Here is an 18,212-nt window from a genome sequence, read left to right on the forward strand (position 1 = left end):
GGGAGCCATAAAAGGTGCAGTAGCTGCAGAAGATTTAAAGGAAATAAAGACACAGGTGGAATTATCTAACACTTATCACCTTCATGTAAGACCGGGAGATAAGATAGTTAAGCAGCTTGGGGGCTTACACAGGTTTATGAATTGGGATAAGCCCATACTTACAGACTCAGGTGGATTTCAGGTTTTTTCTCTGGCTGGTCTTAGAAAAATAAAAGAAGAAGGAGTTTATTTTAACTCTCATGTAGATGGAAGAAAGATTTTTATGGGTCCGGAAGAAAGTATGCAGATTCAGTCAAATCTTGCATCAACCATAGCCATGGCATTTGATGAATGTCCTTCCAGTGTGGCTTCAAGAGACTATATTGAAAATTCAGTTGCACGAACCGCAAGATGGCTTAAAAGATGCAGAAAGGAAATGAATCGTTTAAACGGTCTTGAGGATACAATAAACAAAAATCAGATGCTTTTTGGAATCAACCAAGGGGGGATATATGATGATGTCCGTATTGAGCATGCAAAAGCCATCTCTGATATTGATTTAGATGGTTATGCCATAGGCGGTCTGGCAGTTGGGGAAAGTCACGCGGAAATGTACCGTATTATTGAAAAGGTAGTTCCATATCTTCCGGGAGACAAGCCGGTTTATCTTATGGGTGTAGGAACACCGGCTAATATATTAGAGGCAGTTGAGAGGGGAGTTGACTTTTTCGATTGTGTATATCCTTCAAGAAACGGAAGACATGGTCATGTTTATACTAATGCAGGAAAGCTCAATTTGTTTAATGCAAAGTATGAGACTGATGACAGACCGATAGAGGAAGGATGTCAGTGTCCGGCATGTAAATATCATACAAGAGCATATATCAGACATTTACTTAAAGCTAAAGAAATGTTGGGAATGCGTTTGTGTGTATTGCATAATTTATATTTTTATAATACAATGATGGAGGAAATCAGAGAGGCTATAAAAGCCGGAAGATACAGTGAGTATAAAAATAATAAACTGGAAGGTTTTAAAGAAAACGACAAGAATTAGGAGGTAGGTTTTATGCCAGTTTTAGTAGCAGCAGGTTCAGGCTCAAGTCAGGGAATACTTATAATGATTGCATATGTTGTAATTATTATTGGATTTATGTATTTTATCGCTATCAGACCACAGAAGAAACAGGAAAAAAAGCAGAAAGCTTTAATGGATAGTGTTGAAATCGGTGATAGTGTTTTAACCACAAGCGGATTCTACGGAATGATTATTGATGTTCAGGAAGAAACAGTTATTGTTGAGTTTGGTGGAAACAAAAACTGCAGAATACCAATGCAGAAGGCAGCAATAGTTGACGTGGAAAAAGCAGAAGCATAATATTTTAAACATGCGGGTTATAATCTAGGTTTTTAGATTTGATATTGGAAGGAATATCTGGAATCAGGGTTTCAGATGTTCCTTCTTTTTATAGTTATATATTTACGGCAAAACTTAACTAAAATATACGATCTTTTCACAGTAAAAATAATCAATAAAACTGATTAAGATATATGTGTTGAAAAATGAGTTTATTTGGGTTATAATTTATGAGTTAATGTGGATTTTTATAATTAGAAATTAAATACAGTGATTATACATAGAAATTAATTATATCCACTAGAAACTATAAGGAAAAGAGGAAGCATAATGAATTTTAATGTTGCAGTAATTCCAGGAGATGGAATCGGACCGGAAATTGTTACAGAAGCACAGAAGGTTCTTAATGCTGTCGGGGAAAAGTTTGGACATAGTTTCCAATACACGGAAGTTGATATGGGTGGCATATCTATAGACAAATATGGTGTCCCTCTTACAGAGGATGCACTTGAGACAGCAAAGAAAAGTGATGCGGTATTGTTAGGTGCCGTGGGTGGAGTCGTCGGTAAAGACAGTTGGTATGAACTACCACCTAATTTAAGACCGGAGGCAGGACTTCTTGCAATTAGAAAAGGTTTGAATCTTTTTGCTAATTTAAGACCGGCTTATCTTTACAAAGAATTGAAGGGTGCATGTCCGTTAAAGGAAGAAGTGGCAGATGCAGGCTTTGATATGATTATTGTAAGAGAGCTTACAGGCGGACTTTATTTTGGCGAAAGAAAAACAGAGGAAGTCGATGGGGTTCTTACGGCAACAGATACTTTGACATATAACGAAAATGAAATAAGAAGAATTGCTAAAAAAGCTTTTGACATTGCAATGAAGAGAAGAAAGAATGTCATAAGCGTTGATAAATCTAATGTATTGGACAGCTCAAGATTGTGGGACAAAATCGTAAACGAAGTGGCAAAGGATTATCCTGAAGTTACCCTTACCCATATGTTGGTAGATAACTGTGCAATGCAGCTGGTAAAAAATCCGGCACAGTTTGATGTGGTGGTTACTGAAAATATGTTTGGTGACATTTTATCAGATGAGGCAAGTATGATAACAGGTTCCATAGGAATGTTATCATCAGCAAGTCTTAGAGAGGATAAGTTCGGACTTTACGAACCAAGTCATGGAGCAGCACCGGATATAGCAGGACAGAATAAGGCAAATCCTATAGCTACAGTTCTTTCAGCAGCTATGATGCTTAGATATTCCTTTGATTTGGATGAGGAAGCTGATGCAGTGGAAAAGGCAGTGGAAAAGGTTCTTGAAGATAATATCAGAACAATTGATATTATGTCAGATGGCATGACACTGGTAGGCTGTAAGGAAATGGGCAATGAAATCGTAAAGAGAATATAAATTTCAGGAGGTTTATTATGAAGAGTGATTCAGTAAAAAAAGGAATACAGCAGGCACCACATAGGTCATTGTTTAATGCTCTCGGTATGACAGAGGAAGAGCTTTCAAGACCTTTGGTTGGTATTGTTTGTTCATATAATGAAATTGTTCCGGGACATATGAATCTGGACAAAATAGCACAGGCAGTTAAAATGGGAGTTGCCATGGCAGGTGGTACTCCAATTATGTTCCCGGCTATTGCTGTTTGCGATGGTATTGCTATGGGACATGAGGGAATGAAATATTCTCTCGTAACAAGGGATTTAATTGCAGATTCAACTGAATGTATGGCTAAAGCCCATCAGTTTGATGCATTGGTAATGATTCCTAACTGTGACAAAAACGTACCGGGACTTTTAATGGCAGCTGCCAGAGTTAATGTTCCAACAGTATTTGTTTCAGGTGGACCAATGCTTGCAGGACATGTACATGGTCAGAAGAGAAGTCTTTCATCAATGTTTGAAGCGGTTGGTGCGAATGCTGCCGGTAAAATGACTCTTGATGACGTAAGAGAATTTGAGGAAAAGGTATGTCCTACATGTGGTTCATGTTCAGGAATGTATACAGCTAACTCAATGAACTGCTTAACAGAAGCACTGGGTATGGGACTTAAAGGAAATGGAACCATTCCGGCAGTTTATTCTGAGAGACTTAAACTTGCAAAACATGCAGGTATGGCTGTAATGGAAATGGTAAGAAAAGATATCAGACCAAGAGATATTATGACAAAAGATGCAATTCTCAATGCATTAACAGTAGATATGGCACTGGGATGCTCAACAAACAGTATGTTACATCTTCCGGCAATTGCCCATGAAATAGGATTTGATTTTGATATTTCATTTGCTAATGAAATCAGTGCTAAGACACCTAATTTATGTCATTTGGCTCCTGCAGGTCCTACATATATGGAAGACCTTAACGAAGCCGGTGGTGTTTACGCAGTTATGAATGAGTTAAGTGAACTTGGTTTATTACATGAAGATTGTATGACAGTTACAGGAAAGACTGTTGGAGAGAATATTAAGGGTTGCGTAAATAAGAACCCTGAGGTTATAAGGCCGTTAGACAATCCATATAGTAAAACAGGTGGTCTTGCAGTTCTTAAGGGAAATCTTGCACCTGATGGTTCAGTTGTTAAACGTTCAGCAGTTGCAGACTCAATGATGGTACATGAAGGACCGGCAAGAGTGTTTGAATGTGAGGAAGATGCTATTGCAGCAATTAAAGGTGGAAAAATTGTTGATGGTGATGTTGTTGTTATCAGATATGAAGGACCTAAGGGTGGCCCTGGTATGAGAGAGATGTTAAATCCTACATCAGCTATTGCAGGTATGGGACTTGGTGAGACAGTTGCTCTTATTACAGACGGCAGATTTTCAGGTGCTTCAAGAGGAGCTTCCATTGGACACGTATCACCTGAGGCAGCTGTAGGCGGACCTATAGCATTAGTTGAAGAGGGAGATATTATTAAGATAAATATTCCTGAAATGACACTTAATGTAGATGTTTCAGATGAAGAAATGGCAAAGAGAAAAGAAAAATGGCAGCCTAGAGAGCCAAAGGTAACTACAGGCTATTTAGCAAGATACGCTTCTATGGTTACATCAGGCAATAAGGGAGCTACATTAGAGATAAATAAATAAAGCGGAAGAGAGGAAATACTATGATATTAAATGGTTCACAAATTGTTATAGAATGTCTTAAAGAACAGGGTGTTGATACAGTATTCGGTTATCCGGGAGGAACTATTTTAAATATTTACGATGAGCTTTACAAGAACTCAGATGATATAAATCACATCCTTGTATCCCATGAACAGGGTGCAGCCCATGCTGCTGACGGATATGCCCGTTCAACAGGTAAGGTTGGAGTTTGTATGGCAACATCAGGTCCGGGAGCAACAAATCTTGTTACAGGTATTGCAACAGCATATATGGATTCTGTTCCACTAGTAGCTATTACAGCTAACGTTGCAAAATCAGGTCTTGGAAAGGATTCATTCCAGGAAATAGATATTGTTGGTGCAACAATGCCTATTACAAAGCATAACTTTATTGTAAAGGAAATTGAGGATTTAGCACCTACACTTAGAAAAGCATTTAAAATTGCTAAGAGTGGAAGACCGGGCCCTGTACTTGTAGATATTACAAAGGATGTTACAGCTAACAAGATTGATTTTGAAAGTAAGAAGCCTGAAGAAATAAAGAGATATTCAGATATGATTACTGAAGATGATTTAAATACAGTTGCAGAAATGATTGCAGCTTCTAAGAAACCGTTTATTTTAGTTGGCGGTGGTGCCGTAATATCTGAAGCAGATAAGGAAGTAAGAGAATTTGCTCAATTAGTTGACGCACCTGTATGTGACACACTTATGGGTAAAGGTGTTATTGAGGGAACTAATAAGAGATATACAGGCATGATTGGTATGCATGGAACAAAGACATCAAACTTTGGTGTTACTGAATGTGATTTACTATTAGTTCTTGGAGCGAGATTTAGCGACAGAGTTACAGGTAATGCAAAGAAGTTTGCTAATAATGCCAGTGTTGTACATATTGATGTGGATCCGTCAGAAATTAATAAAAATATTAAGGCTGATGCCAGCATTATAGGTGACATTAAGGAAGTTCTCGTAAGACTCAATAAATTAGTTACTCCACAGAATCATGAAGACTGGATGAAGCATATAGAGGAAATGAAAGAAAAATATCCTCTTGATTTAGATAAGTCGAAACTTACAGGTCCGGCAGTTATTGATTCTTTGTACAACATTACAAAGGGAGATGCTATTATTACAACAGATGTTGGACAGCATCAGATGTGGGCAGCACAGTTTTATAAATATAGCAGACCAAGACAGCTTATTACATCCGGTGGACTTGGTACCATGGGATATGGTGTTGGCGCTTGTATAGGTTCAAAAATGGGCAACAAAGACAAGATTTGCGTAAATATCGCAGGTGACGGTTGCTTTAGAATGAATATGAACGAAATTGCCACAGCAACAAGATATAACATTCCAATTATTCAGATTGTAATTAACAATCACGTTTTGGGAATGGTTAGACAGTGGCAGACATTATTCTACGGAAAGAGATATTCTAATACAGTTCTTAATGATGCAGTTGATTTCGTAAAGATTTCAGAAGGTATGGGAGCTAAGGCTTACCGTGTAACAACTGTAGATGAATTTGAAAAGGCATTGAAAGAAGCTATCGAATTAAACATCCCTTGTGTAATTGATGCACAGATAGATGAAGACGATAAGGTATTTCCAATGGTTCCTGCTAATACAGCTATCAGTGAGGCATTCTCTGAAGAGGATTTAGCAGCAAGAGGATATGATTGTTAAATATATAATATAAATTAGGAGGCAAATAAAAAATGAGCAGAGTATATAATTTCTCAGCAGGTCCGGCAGTATTACCGGAAGAAGTATTGAAAGAAGCAGCAGATGAAATGCTTGATTACAAGGGATGTGGAATGAGCGTAATGGAAATGAGCCATCGTTCAAAAATGTTCCAGCAGATTATTGATGAAGCAGAACAGGATATTAGAGATTTAATGAATATTCCTGATAACTATAAGGTATTATTCCTTCAGGGAGGAGCTTCACAGCAGTTTGCTGCAGTTCCTATGAATTTAAAGAAAAATGGTAAGGCAGCATATATTATCACAGGTCAGTGGGCAAAGAAAGCAGCTGCAGAGGCTGAAAAATTTCTTGAGGTAAAGAGAGTTGCTTCATCAGCTGATAAGACATTCTCATATATTCCTGATTGCAGTGACTTGGATATTGATGATGATGTAGATTACGTTTATATTTGTGAGAACAATACAATTTATGGTACAAAATATCATGAATTACCAAATACAAAGGGACATACATTAGTAGCTGATGTATCATCATGTTTCCTTTCAGAGCCGGTTGATGTTACAAAGTATGGCGTTATTTATGGTGGTGTTCAGAAGAACGTAGGACCTGCAGGTGTTGTTATTGCAATTATTAGGGAAGATTTAATTCCTGAGGAAGTTGACAGTACTGTACCAACTATGCTGGCATGGAAGACACAGGCAGATGCAGGCTCACTTTACAATACACCTCCTTGCTATGGAATTTATATCTGTGGTAAGGTATTTAAGTGGATTAAGAAAATGGGTGGTCTTGAAGCAATGAAGAAGCATAACGAAGAAAAGGCTAAAATTCTTTATGATTTCTTAGATAACAGCAAGTTATTTAAGGGAACAGTAGTTCCAAAAGACCGTTCATTAATGAATGTTCCTTTTGTAACAGGAAACGAAGAATTAGACGCAAAATTTGTTGCAGAAGCTAAGGCTGCAGGACTTGAAAATCTTAAGGGACATAGAACTGTAGGTGGAATGAGAGCAAGTATTTATAATGCTATGCCTATTGAAGGTGTTAAGGCTTTGGTAGAATTTATGGATAAATTTGAAAAAGAGAATATGTAATTTAATATATTGCAGCATGGCTTTTTAGGTTATGCTGCAGATTATAATATAAAATAAGGAGCAGAGAAATGACAAAAGTAAATTGTTTAAATCCTATTTCTAAATTAGGAACAGATTTATTTAGCGATAATTATGAAATGACAGATGATTTTGCACAGGCTGATGTAGCTTTGGTAAGAAGTGCGGCAATGCATGATTTGGATTTACCGGAAAGCCTTATGGCAGTAGCAAGAGCAGGTGCAGGAGTTAATAATATTCCCCTTGATAAGTGTGCTGAAAAGGGTATTGTTGTATTTAACACACCTGGAGCAAATGCTAACGGAGTAAAGGAATTAGTTCTTTGTGGAATGCTTCTTGCTTCAAGAGATATAATCGGAGGCAACAAGTGGGTAAGCGATAACAAGGAAGATGAAAACATTAACAAGACAATGGAAAAGGCAAAAAAGAATTTTGCCGGAAATGAAATTAAAGGTAAAAAGCTTGGTGTTATTGGTCTTGGAGCAATCGGAAGATTAGTAGCAAATATGGCTGTTTCACTGGGAATGGAAGTATATGGAACAGACCCTTATCTTTCAGTTGAAAGTGCATTAAGCCTTAAGAGAGCAGTTAATCTTGTAAATACAAGAGAAGAAATTTTTAAGACATGTGATTTTATTACAGTTCACACACCTCTTCTTGATGATACAAAGGAAATGATTAATAAAGACACAATTGCCATAATGAAGGATGGTGTTGTTGTTCTTAACTTTGCAAGAGATTTACTTGTATGTGATGATGATATGGCTGAGGCAATTAAGTCAGGTAAGGTTAAAAAATACGTTACAGATTTCCCTAATGCAAAGACAGCTAATATGGATGGCGTAATTGCAACTCCTCACCTTGGAGCATCAACAGAAGAATCAGAAGACAACTGTGCTGTAATGGCAGTAAATGAAATCATGGATTTCGTTGAAAACGGAAATATTACAAATTCAGTAAACTATCCTGCAGCAACTCTTGGTGTATGTGATAAGACAGCCAGAATTACTATTTGTCATAAAAACGTACCAAACATGATTGGTCAGCTTACATCTGTAGTAGCAGGTGAAAACATTAACGTGGCAGATATGGTAGATAAGTCAAGAGGAGACTTTGCGTACGCAATTATTGATTTAGACCACCCTGTAACAGATGCTTTAATTGAAAAATTAAATGCAGTTGAAGGTGTAATTAAGGTAAGAGTAGTTAAATAATTTATTTTTAATAATTTACTGATATAATGAGGCTGTTGTATAATAGCCTCATTATTGATTTTATGGAGAGTATTATGGAATTTTTATTAGCAGCCGATAATGTAGTAGATGAATTAGATGCTGAAAAAATCAGCCAGGATGTAAGCAGATTAGCCAAATTTACAGATAGCATGGTGGACAAGCTTATTAATTTCGGATTTAGCATACTAGTTGCAATTATAATATTTGTAATTGGAAAAATTATAATTAAGTTTGTCCGGAAATTTGTTAAAAAGTTACTTCTTAAGTCTACAGTGGATTTGGGAGTTGTAAAATTTATTGACTCAATAATAAAAGTTGTGGGTTATGTTATGGTTTTAATCATTATATGTGGTGAAATCGGCATCCAGACAACATCTTTTATTACCCTTTTAGGAACAGGTGGATTATCCATAGGTCTGGCACTTCAGGGAAGCCTTGCCAACTTTGCAGGCGGCGTACTTATTTTGGTTTCAAAACCATTTATAATAGGGGATTATGTACAAATATGTGGTGAAGAAGGTATTGTTAAGAAAATTGACATTATATATACAACATTGGTTAAATATGACAACAGAATTATAAAATGTCCTAACGGTGAAGTGGCAAATAATACTATTATTAATTATTCCAATGAAGACGGCAGACGTGTAGACGTAAAGTTTTCAGTTCACTATGACAGCGACCTTGCTAATGTTAAAAATGTTGTACGGGATATTATATCAAAATGCCCATATACACTAAAGGACAGGTCTAATGATGTGGCAATTACCAAATTAGATGACAGTGCCATAGCATTAGAGGCAAGAGTATGGGTGGAAACAAAGGATTATTGGCAGGCATATGACTATTTAAATGAACATATCAAAACAGGTCTTGATGAAAAAGACATTGTTATACCTTATAATCAGTTAGACGTGCATATTTCAAATAAGTAGACGAGGAGGAAACACTTGCTATGGTTTTAATTGTATGTTTGGATTTAAATAACGGTATGTATTTTAATAACAGAAGACAAAGCCGGGATAGAGAAGTAATTAAGGATATAGCCTTTATTACTAAAAACAATAATTTAATAATGACTGAATATTCACATAAATTATTTGAAAATGAATGTGAAAACATAGTTATAACTGATGATTTTGAAGGGCAATATTTGGAAAATGACTTTTGTTTTGTGGAAAATGAAGATGTTCAGTTAGAAAATATAAAGAAAATAATTGTTTACAGATGGGACAAAGTATATCCGTCAGATTATTGCCTCAATTTAGAAGGCTACCATTTAACGTCTACTTTGGAATTTAAGGGATATTCCCATGAAAAAATAGTTAAAGAGGTGTATTTGAGAAATGAAGAATAAATTTAAAGGTTTATTGGTATATTTAACACTTATTGCTTTATTGTTTTCAGGATGTAGTCAGGATATATCCACTTACTCAGACAATACAGAGGTAACTCAGGCAGTTACTAAGAGCAACAGTGCCACTAAAAGTGATTCTAAGAAGCCAAAGAAAAAAAGTGGCAAAAACACATCGTCGAAAAAGAATAAAAGTAGTAAAAGGACAACTAAGAGCAGCAAATCGTCATTTAGCTATAAAAATGTTCCGAAATATAAAAACAAACCATATGTTGCAATTAACAATAACGAGCCATTTTTTAAAAAGAATGAATTAAAGGGAAAGTCCTTTGAAAAGTATTCAAAGCTTGATTATCTGGGAAGATGTGGAGTGGCTGAGGCATCTATTGGAACAGACTTAATGCCTAGTGAAAAGAGAGACTCCATAAGTCAGGTAAAGCCCACAGGCTGGCATTCGGTTAGATATGATTTTGTTGACGGAAAATCATTGTACAACCGATGTCATTTAATCGGATACCAGTTATCAGGAGAAAATGCCAACGAGAGAAACCTTATTACGGGAACCAGATATTTAAATGTTGATGGTATGCTTCCTTTTGAAAATATGGTGGCAGATTATGTAAAAGAAACCAAAAATCACGTAATGTATAGGGTTACTCCTGTGTTTGGTGGAAATGAATTGGTGGCAAGAGGTGTCTTAATGGAAGGATATTCTGTCGAGGATGATGGAGACGGAATATGTTTTAACGTATTTTGCTATAATGTTCAGCCAAAGGTAAAAATAAACTATGCCACAGGGGAAAGCAGTGGCTCAGGGAAAATTAAAACAGCACAAAATGGAAACAGTAAAAATACCACTTCAAAAGGTGGAACATCAAAAAATCAAACATCTAATGAGAATCAGGATGATTCAAAGTATGATTATATTTTAAACATGAATACACATAAGTTCCATTTGCCGGGATGTAGAGGTGTTAAGCAAATGAGTGAGGCAAATAAAGGCAAATATAAAGGCTCTAGAGAAGAAGTGATAGAACAGGGGTACGAACCGTGCAAAATATGTAACCCTTAGAATGACTTAGACTATAGATATGATTTAGAAACAGGTGTTACCTTGGCGTTAAGGTAATGCCTGTTTTAGTATGAAATATTTGATAATGTTACAAGAAAGATACAATTTTGAAATATAATTTTTTGTATTAATATAGGTTAACATTGCCTTTTTAAGGCTTGATTGATTCATGGAGGGAGTTATGGAAATATTAACATTTTTATATTTTAAATTATTCATAATCATAAAGGTAATAATGCTATTTAGTGGAATATATTTATGCTTAAAAGCAAAAAAAATAAAAAAATATAAGTTACGAAATTTTTTTTCAATTTATATTGGAATAATATTTGGCTCATTAGGAGGATTCTTACTTACAAAATCTGCCTATGCCATGTTAATTGGAGCTGTCGTAGGCATTGGTGTTTTCTATTGGACGGATAAAATATTTAAAAATGATGGTATGTTTGTCACAGCATTTATTGCATCAACAGATAGTATTTATATAGTTGTAATGGGAATCATATATTTTATTCTTAGGAGGAAAGAAAAGAATATTAATATAAGTGATGCTGAGTTAAATATAATTATGCAATATTTTCATTCAGAGGATTATGTTGTCTGGGATACGGTGCTGCTTATATCCGTTATAATAGGTCTGATAGTTGCAATTGCGTTATCTTTGACAATTAAAAATAGAGATGTTTTAACTGCCATGGCAATATTCATAGGGGGAATTCAGATATTTGGAACATTGTTTTCGTATACATTTTATTTTATGAATAAAGTATATAATTGGGAAATAATGTATATTCCGTTATTAAATGTCCACTATGAGTATAATGGAATATATTTGATACTGCCAATTATCTTGCTAACAACATCTTTTTATTGGATTCAAAAGGAGAGGAAATGAAAATATTAACTTTTCTTTATAAAAGAGAAATAATGTACACAGTTCAGTTTATTTTATTAATTTTAGGTATAATGTTATATATGGGATTATGCAGATTTTCACGAAGAAACATTTCAATAATATTATCATTGTATTGTGGGATTATATTTGGTTCTTTGCTGGGATTTGTATTAAGCGGAAAAATAGTAATAATGATATTAGGAGCTGTTGTATGTAGCATTTTTTTTTACATATTTGATAGAATATTTAATAATGAGGGGATGTTTATATCATCATTTATCTGCATATTTGACACATTTTATTTATTGGCAATGGGAATTTTATATGAATACATTTATTTAGTTATTCCCCATAATAAAAGAGAGGATTTTGCAGACAGTTATTTTGATATAAATTCTTATGAAATCAGATATGTCGTATTTGTTCTGGCAATAGGAATTGCGGTAGTGATAAGCATTTTGCTAGCAATAAAAGTAAAGAAAATCAATGTGTTTTATTTTATGGTTATTCTTTTTGCAACTTTTAGGGTTTGTGGAATGTTTTTTGGAAGCTCATATGCCATTTATCCATATGAAAAGGTGAAAACATGGGGACCTGTATACTTATCTATTTTAACTTTAGATTATAGTTATTTTTCTTTATTGTTTTTGGCTATAATTGTATTTTTAACAACAATAGTATACAAGGTTAGATTAAAGAACATACATCGGTAAGTTAAAATTTGCTATGGTTATGGAGGCAGATATGGAAATATTAACTTTTCTTTTTTGGAGGTTGTTTATACTTAAAGCAACGGCATCCATTTTGGGAGGCTTGTATTTATGCATAAAGGGGAACAAAATTTCAACAGTAACAATACAAAAAATGTTTTCAAGTTATTGTGGAGTAATATTTGGTTCATTGATTATGTTTTTACTTAACCCAAATGCCATTCTTATGATTTTTGGTTGTGTAATAGGTTATTTCATATTTTTTCTGATTGATAAAATTTTTAAAAATAATGGAATTTATCTGGGATGGTCAATCATTATGACTGCCATAATATTTTATTGGATTCAGAAAAAGGTGGACAAATCAAACAATAATATAGATTAAAAATATACATACTAAAAATCTCCTGTTACAGGATAGCCTGACAGGAGATTTTTGTGTACGGATTTATTTGTTTAAATATTCTTTATATACCTTAATTACTTTTTTCATTGCGTCAGGTCCCGGAGCACCGATGGTTGTTCGCTTGTTTACGCATGTTTCTAAGCTGATAGCATTGTATATATCATCTTCAAAAACAGGGCTGATTGCCTTATATTCGTCTAAAGTCATATCGTCTAAGGCAATTTTCTTTTCTTCACAGAAAAGAACTAACTGACCTACAATTCCGTGGGCATCTCTAAAAGGAACACCATGATTTACAAGGTAGTCAGCAGCATCTGTGGCATTAGTAAATCCATGTTTGGTGCTGGCTTCCATAATATCTTTATTGAAAGTCATTGTGTCAATCATTCCTGTAAATAAAACAATACAGCCCTTTACAGTATCAATGGCATCAAAGGTAAGCTCTTTATCTTCCTGCATATCCTTATTATAGGCAAGAGGAAGTCCCTTCATTGTTGTAAGGATAGAAGTAAGGGCACCATATACACGTCCCGTTTTACCACGAATAAGTTCTGCAATATCAGGATTTTTCTTCTGTGGCATAATACTTGAACCTGTGCTATAGGAATCGTCAATGTTGACAAATCTGTATTCATTGGAGTTCCAAATGCAGATTTCCTCACAGAAGCGGCTTAAATGCATCATAATGGTGGATAATGCACTAAGAAGTTCAATTATGTAGTCCCTGTCTGATACTGAATCCATACTGTTTAAAGTTGGTCCGTCAAAATCAAGTAACTGTGCAGTATATTCTCTGTCTAACGGATAGGTAGTTCCTGCAAGGGCACCTGAACCAAGAGGACAATAATTCATTCGTTTATAAATATCATCAAGTCTGTCACGGTCACGTTTAAACATTTCAAAATATGCACCAAAATGATGGGCAAGAGTAATTGGCTGTGCCTTTTGAAGATGAGTAAATCCCGGCATATATGTTTCTGTGTTATTTTCAATAACATTTAACAGAGAAGAAAGAAGAGTCTTAAGTAATCCGTTAATTTCAACCACTTCATCTCTGGTGTATAATTTCATATCTAAGGCAACCTGGTCATTACGGCTTCTTCCTGTGTGAAGCTTTTTGCCGGCATCGCCAATACGTTCTATTAAATTAGCTTCAACAAAGCTGTGAATATCTTCACTTTCTTTTGAAAACTGAAGAGTACCATTATCTATATCTTCCTTAATACTTTCTAATCCTTTGATAATCTGATTCATTTCATCTGTGGAAATAATATTTTGTTTACCAAGCATTTTAACATGAGCAATACTTCCACGTATATCCTGTGCATAAAATTTCTGGTCAAAAGAGAGAGATTCATTAAAGTTATGAACTAACTGATTTTCCTCTTTTGTAAAACGACCGCCCCATAATTTCATATGTATACCTCGCTATTTCGTAATTTTTAGTTTATTTAAGACCAAATAGGCCTACAACTATAAAAGTATATCATTTAAGCACTGGTTTTTCAAATGTTCTTTTGATATACTATAGCTTGCTTAAGAATCAATGAAATAATTAGAAAACTAATGAAAGGTCAGTTGAAATGAAATTTTATTTTGCACCTTTAGAGGGAGTAACGGGATTTACATATAGAAATGTTTTTGCAGATTTGTTTGGTGGAGTGGATAAATACTATGCTCCCTTTATTTCTCCCTGTGTAAATGACAAATTAAAGGGAAAAGAAATAAGGGATATTTTGCCGGAAAACAATAGTGGTAAGGTAAATCTAGTTCCTCAGATTTTAACTAATCGGGCAGATTATTTTATAAAGGCTACAAAACAGATTATGGATATGGGTTATACAAAGGAAATTAATATAAATATTGGTTGCCCTTCAGGTACGGTAGTAGCCAAAAACAAAGGTTCAGGATTCCTTAGGGATACGGATGCCATGGACAGATTTTTTGAGGAAATATTTAACTGGAGGGATTCAGACGAAAAAGGACTGGATATTTCGGTAAAAACAAGGATAGGAGTAAATGATGCTGAAGAATTTCCGGACATTATGGAGGTTTATAACCAATACCCTATTAGTGAACTTACCATACATCCCAGAACCAGAAAGCAAATGTATAGGGATACGCCGGATATGAATGCTTTTGATTATGCTGTCAAGGTGAGCAGGAATCCTTTGTGCTATAATGGGGACATTAGAACAGTTATGGATTATGAAAATTTTGCAAAAAAGTACAATGTAGAGGCGGTAATGATTGGCAGAGGACTGATTGCAAATCCACAGTTGGTAAATGAAATTAAGGGACAAGAGAAGCTTACTAAAGAAATGTTAAAACAGTACCATGACAGGCTGTACCGGGATTTTGAAAAAATAATGAAAGCTGATAAGCACCTTTTATTCAAAATGAAGGAATTTTGGAATTATGTATCATGGAATTTTGAAGATGAAAATAAGTGTGCCAAGTTAGTTAGAAAATGCCAGAATTTGTACAAATACAACCTGGCAGTAGAAGAAATATTTGGAACAATGGAACTTAAATAAAAAGAAAAAACTCCGATTACACAAGAAAAGGTAACCGGAGTTTCTTTGAATTATTTAGTTAAAATTTCAAGAATTTTATTGCTTCGTTCAATGAAGGCTGTCATGCTTTCAGGATTAAGTGGTGTATGGCTTATTAATGCTAAATCATAAAGCTGTTTGCAAATAAGCTCTGTGTTTTCACCTTCCGGATTGTCCAAAATATACTTAACAAGATTGTTAGAAGCATTAAGGGTAAGAGTTTCACCGGCTCCGCCAAACATTGAAGGATCCATATTAGACATACCATACATTTTCATCATATCCTGCATACGGCGTGTCTCTTCAGAAACGGTAATCATAGAAGATACCTTTTCATCCTTTAATTTCTGAACCTTTATATCAATTTCCCTTCCCAACGCTTTCTTGAAGGTTTCGCTTAACTTTTCTTTTAATGATTTTTCTTCATCTTCACTTAATTCTTCCGTGAATGAATCGTTTAATTCATCATCAATACGTTTAAATTTAACCCCTTCATTCTTTGATTCAAGCTGTGTAATAAATGGCTGGTCAATGCTGTCCTTTAAAATAACTGCATCGATGCCCTGAGCCTTAAACATATTTACATACTGGCTCTGCTGAACAGGGTCGTTTGTATAGAAAATAGTGTTTTCATGATTTTCCTTATTTTCTTCAAGGCATTCCTTAAATGTAAGATATTTATTATCTAAGTTCTTGAAAAGAACATAGTCAGACATCTTTTCGCAGAATTTCTCGTCTTTTAAGCAACCGTATTTAATGAAGGGACTAATGTCATCCCAGTATTTCTCATAATTTTCCTTATCGGTTTTACACATACCGGATAATTTATCAGCAACTTTCTTAGTAATGTAGTCTGAAATCTTTTTAACGAAACCATCATTTTGCAAAGCAGAACGTGAAACGTTAAGTGGAAGATCAGGACAATCAATAACACCCTTTAAAAGCATTAAAAATTCAGGAATTACCTCTTTAATATTATCGGCGATAAATACCTGATTGTTGTAAAGTTTAATAGTGCCTTCTATGGATTCGTATTCCATGTTAATCTTAGGGAAGTATAAAATACCTTTCAAATTAAATGGATAATCCATATTTAAATGAATCCAGAATAAAGGTTCCTTATAATCCATGAAAACCTTATGATAAAATGCACGATATTCTTCATCACTACATTCATTTGGATGTTTTGTCCAAAGAGGAGTAGTGTCACTGATACTTACCGGACGCTTCAAAACCTTAACTTTTTTCTTTTCAGGTTCAACCTCTACAGTCTCCTTAGTACCGTCTTCCTTTTCTTTTTCTTCAGTTTTAGCCGGCTCTACAATATGTTCAATAACAGTATCTTTTTCTGTTAATTCTGATTCGTCAATTGTTTCATATTCAGGCTCTGCAGTTTCGTCAGATAAGAATATTTCCACAGGCATAAATGAGCAATATTTATCCAAAACTTCACGGGCTCTGTACATATTGGCAAATTCTACACTGTCTTCATTTAAGTAAAGAGTAATCTTTGTGCCACGGGTTGTTTTGTCAGATTCACTCATGTTAAATTCGGTTCCGTCTTCACAATCCCACAATACAGCCTTAGCATCCTTCTTGTAAGATAATGTATCAATTGTAACTCTGTCGGCAACCATAAAAGCAGAGTAGAAGCCTAAACCAAAATGTCCTATAATCTGGTCATCAGATGTTTTGTCCTTGTACTGTTCAAGGAAAGCTTCAGCACCTGAAAAGGCAATCTGGTTAATATATTCATCAACTTCATCCTCCGTCATGCCGATACCGTTATCAATAAAAGTGATGGTTTTTTCATTAGGATTTACAATAACCTGAACCTTAAGCTCTTCGTCATCAGCGATTTCTGTTTCACCCATCATATCCAATTTCTTTAATTTGGTAATCGCATCACATCCGTTTGATACTAATTCTCTGAAAAAAATGTCATGGTCAGAGTACAGCCATTTCTTAATAATAGGAAATATGTTTTCGCTATTAATAGATAAACTTCCTGTTTTTGCCATTATTAATCACTCCTTATATAAAAATATTTTATTTCAAATCTAAAAAGAGAAGTAATCCTTCTCAATAAAGTCAATTTTAACGCACAAAAATAAAAAGTCAATACAAAATTAGCACTCACTTCAAACGAGTGCTAAAAGTTTACTATTTGTTAACATTTTAGAAAAAATTAGTTTTCGTCACAGGAAAAATAATTGTTAAAAAAGGTAAGAACCATTTTATCCCAATAATGATCTAATGTTTTATCCATGGTGAAAACATTAATGGAAGTGCCTGTTATAACTTCTAATGTATTATTTTCATATAAAATATGTATGTACAGTCCGCCTATTTGGTGTAAATCCATATCCATACCGGAGGCGTCTAGAATTTTGCCGTGATATTCCTTGGCAAGAGAAAATACCAGCTTCATTTTAGTTGGAACTTTTTTACCTTTTATGATTTCAAAGCATATATGTTTAATATCCTTCCAATATACAAAGTCATTTATTTTTGCTTCAAGTTCATTAGAATCATAAAAAGCCGCATTTATCCGTCCGTTAAGGGAGAACGAATTAGAAGTATCAATTTGTCCTTCGCATAATAAATAATTATCAAAAGTCTCCTTAACTAAAAGATGCTGCATAAAATTATTTATATCATTTACTTTAAAACTAATCATAAAAAAATTATAGCAGACAAAATACT

At 34.5% G+C, this 18,212-nt stretch carries 17 protein-coding genes; 14 read left to right on the forward strand and 3 right to left on the reverse strand.

Annotation, left to right across the window (positions count from 1 at the left end):
* From tgt to Q5O30_RS06300, 13 genes are all read left to right on the forward strand, one after another.
* A partial coding sequence (gene tgt / locus Q5O30_RS06240) for a tRNA guanosine(34) transglycosylase Tgt (RefSeq protein ID WP_302674613.1) occupies positions 1–1,036 on the forward strand: 1,036 nt, incomplete at its 5' end.
* A 63-nt stretch (positions 1,037–1,099) separates the two neighbouring features.
* Positions 1,100–1,357, forward strand: coding sequence for a preprotein translocase subunit YajC (gene yajC, locus Q5O30_RS06245; protein ID WP_370553110.1), 258 nt, complete (start codon positions 1,100–1,102; stop codon positions 1,355–1,357).
* A 309-nt stretch (positions 1,358–1,666) separates the two neighbouring features.
* Positions 1,667–2,749: a 3-isopropylmalate dehydrogenase gene (gene leuB, locus Q5O30_RS06250; protein WP_021952893.1), complete on the forward strand. Its 1,083-nt coding sequence runs from the start codon at positions 1,667–1,669 to the stop codon at positions 2,747–2,749.
* Between the two features lie 17 nt (positions 2,750–2,766).
* Positions 2,767–4,434 carry a dihydroxy-acid dehydratase gene (gene ilvD, locus Q5O30_RS06255; RefSeq protein ID WP_021952894.1) on the forward strand — a complete coding sequence of 556 codons (1,668 nt, stop codon included), beginning with the start codon at positions 2,767–2,769 and terminating at the stop codon, positions 4,432–4,434.
* Positions 4,435–4,454: 20 nt separating this feature from the next.
* Complete coding sequence (ilvB, locus tag Q5O30_RS06260; RefSeq protein ID WP_021952895.1) at positions 4,455–6,146, forward strand: biosynthetic-type acetolactate synthase large subunit; 1,692 nt, start codon at positions 4,455–4,457, stop codon at positions 6,144–6,146.
* A 32-nt stretch (positions 6,147–6,178) separates the two neighbouring features.
* Entirely contained in the window at positions 6,179–7,261 is a 1,083-nt protein-coding gene (serC, locus tag Q5O30_RS06265) for a 3-phosphoserine/phosphohydroxythreonine transaminase (protein ID WP_021952896.1), read from the forward strand.
* Between the two features lie 68 nt (positions 7,262–7,329).
* Complete coding sequence (locus tag Q5O30_RS06270; protein ID WP_021952897.1) at positions 7,330–8,493, forward strand: phosphoglycerate dehydrogenase; 1,164 nt, start codon at positions 7,330–7,332, stop codon at positions 8,491–8,493.
* A gap of 74 nt (positions 8,494–8,567) precedes the next feature.
* Complete coding sequence (locus tag Q5O30_RS06275; RefSeq protein ID WP_021952898.1) at positions 8,568–9,449, forward strand: mechanosensitive ion channel family protein; 882 nt, start codon at positions 8,568–8,570, stop codon at positions 9,447–9,449.
* A gap of 20 nt (positions 9,450–9,469) precedes the next feature.
* Positions 9,470–9,871, forward strand: a complete 402-nt coding sequence (locus Q5O30_RS06280; RefSeq protein WP_021952899.1) for a hypothetical protein — start codon at positions 9,470–9,472, stop codon at positions 9,869–9,871.
* Positions 9,861–10,940 carry a DNA/RNA non-specific endonuclease gene (locus Q5O30_RS06285; RefSeq protein WP_021952900.1) on the forward strand — a complete coding sequence of 360 codons (1,080 nt, stop codon included), beginning with the start codon at positions 9,861–9,863 and terminating at the stop codon, positions 10,938–10,940. Before Q5O30_RS06280 ends, Q5O30_RS06285 begins: the two co-directional genes overlap by 11 nt.
* Positions 10,941–11,121: 181 nt before the next feature.
* Positions 11,122–11,835: a hypothetical protein gene (locus Q5O30_RS06290; RefSeq protein WP_021952901.1), complete on the forward strand. Its 714-nt coding sequence runs from the start codon at positions 11,122–11,124 to the stop codon at positions 11,833–11,835.
* Positions 11,832–12,548 carry a hypothetical protein gene (locus Q5O30_RS06295; RefSeq protein WP_021952902.1) on the forward strand — a complete coding sequence of 239 codons (717 nt, stop codon included), beginning with the start codon at positions 11,832–11,834 and terminating at the stop codon, positions 12,546–12,548. Before Q5O30_RS06290 ends, Q5O30_RS06295 begins: the two co-directional genes overlap by 4 nt.
* Before the next feature lie 151 nt (positions 12,549–12,699).
* Positions 12,700–12,930 carry a hypothetical protein gene (locus Q5O30_RS06300; protein WP_302674614.1) on the forward strand — a complete coding sequence of 77 codons (231 nt, stop codon included), beginning with the start codon at positions 12,700–12,702 and terminating at the stop codon, positions 12,928–12,930.
* A gap of 63 nt (positions 12,931–12,993) precedes the next feature.
* Here Q5O30_RS06300 and argH read toward each other — a convergent pair whose 3' ends face one another.
* On the reverse strand, positions 12,994–14,367 hold the full coding sequence (gene argH, locus Q5O30_RS06305) for an argininosuccinate lyase (RefSeq protein WP_021952904.1): 1,374 nt from the start codon (positions 14,365–14,367) through the stop codon (positions 12,994–12,996).
* A 167-nt stretch (positions 14,368–14,534) separates the two neighbouring features.
* Between argH and Q5O30_RS06310 the strand changes: the two genes are divergently transcribed.
* Positions 14,535–15,488: a tRNA-dihydrouridine synthase gene (locus Q5O30_RS06310; protein WP_021952905.1), complete on the forward strand. Its 954-nt coding sequence runs from the start codon at positions 14,535–14,537 to the stop codon at positions 15,486–15,488.
* Between the two features lie 50 nt (positions 15,489–15,538).
* Here the strand turns inward: Q5O30_RS06310 and htpG are convergent, their stop codons facing one another.
* Together htpG and Q5O30_RS06320 are read right to left on the reverse strand one after the other, a co-directional pair.
* Positions 15,539–17,527, reverse strand: coding sequence for a molecular chaperone HtpG (gene htpG / locus Q5O30_RS06315; protein ID WP_021952906.1), 1,989 nt, complete (start codon positions 17,525–17,527; stop codon positions 15,539–15,541).
* Positions 17,528–17,694: 167 nt separating this feature from the next.
* The coding region (locus Q5O30_RS06320) for a DUF5721 family protein (protein WP_302674615.1) at positions 17,695–18,212 on the reverse strand (518 nt) is incomplete at its 5' end.

This window comes from Eubacterium sp. CAG:161, assembly GCF_000432355.1.
Lineage (GTDB): Bacteria > Bacillota > Clostridia > Lachnospirales > Lachnospiraceae > Eubacterium_G > Eubacterium_G segne.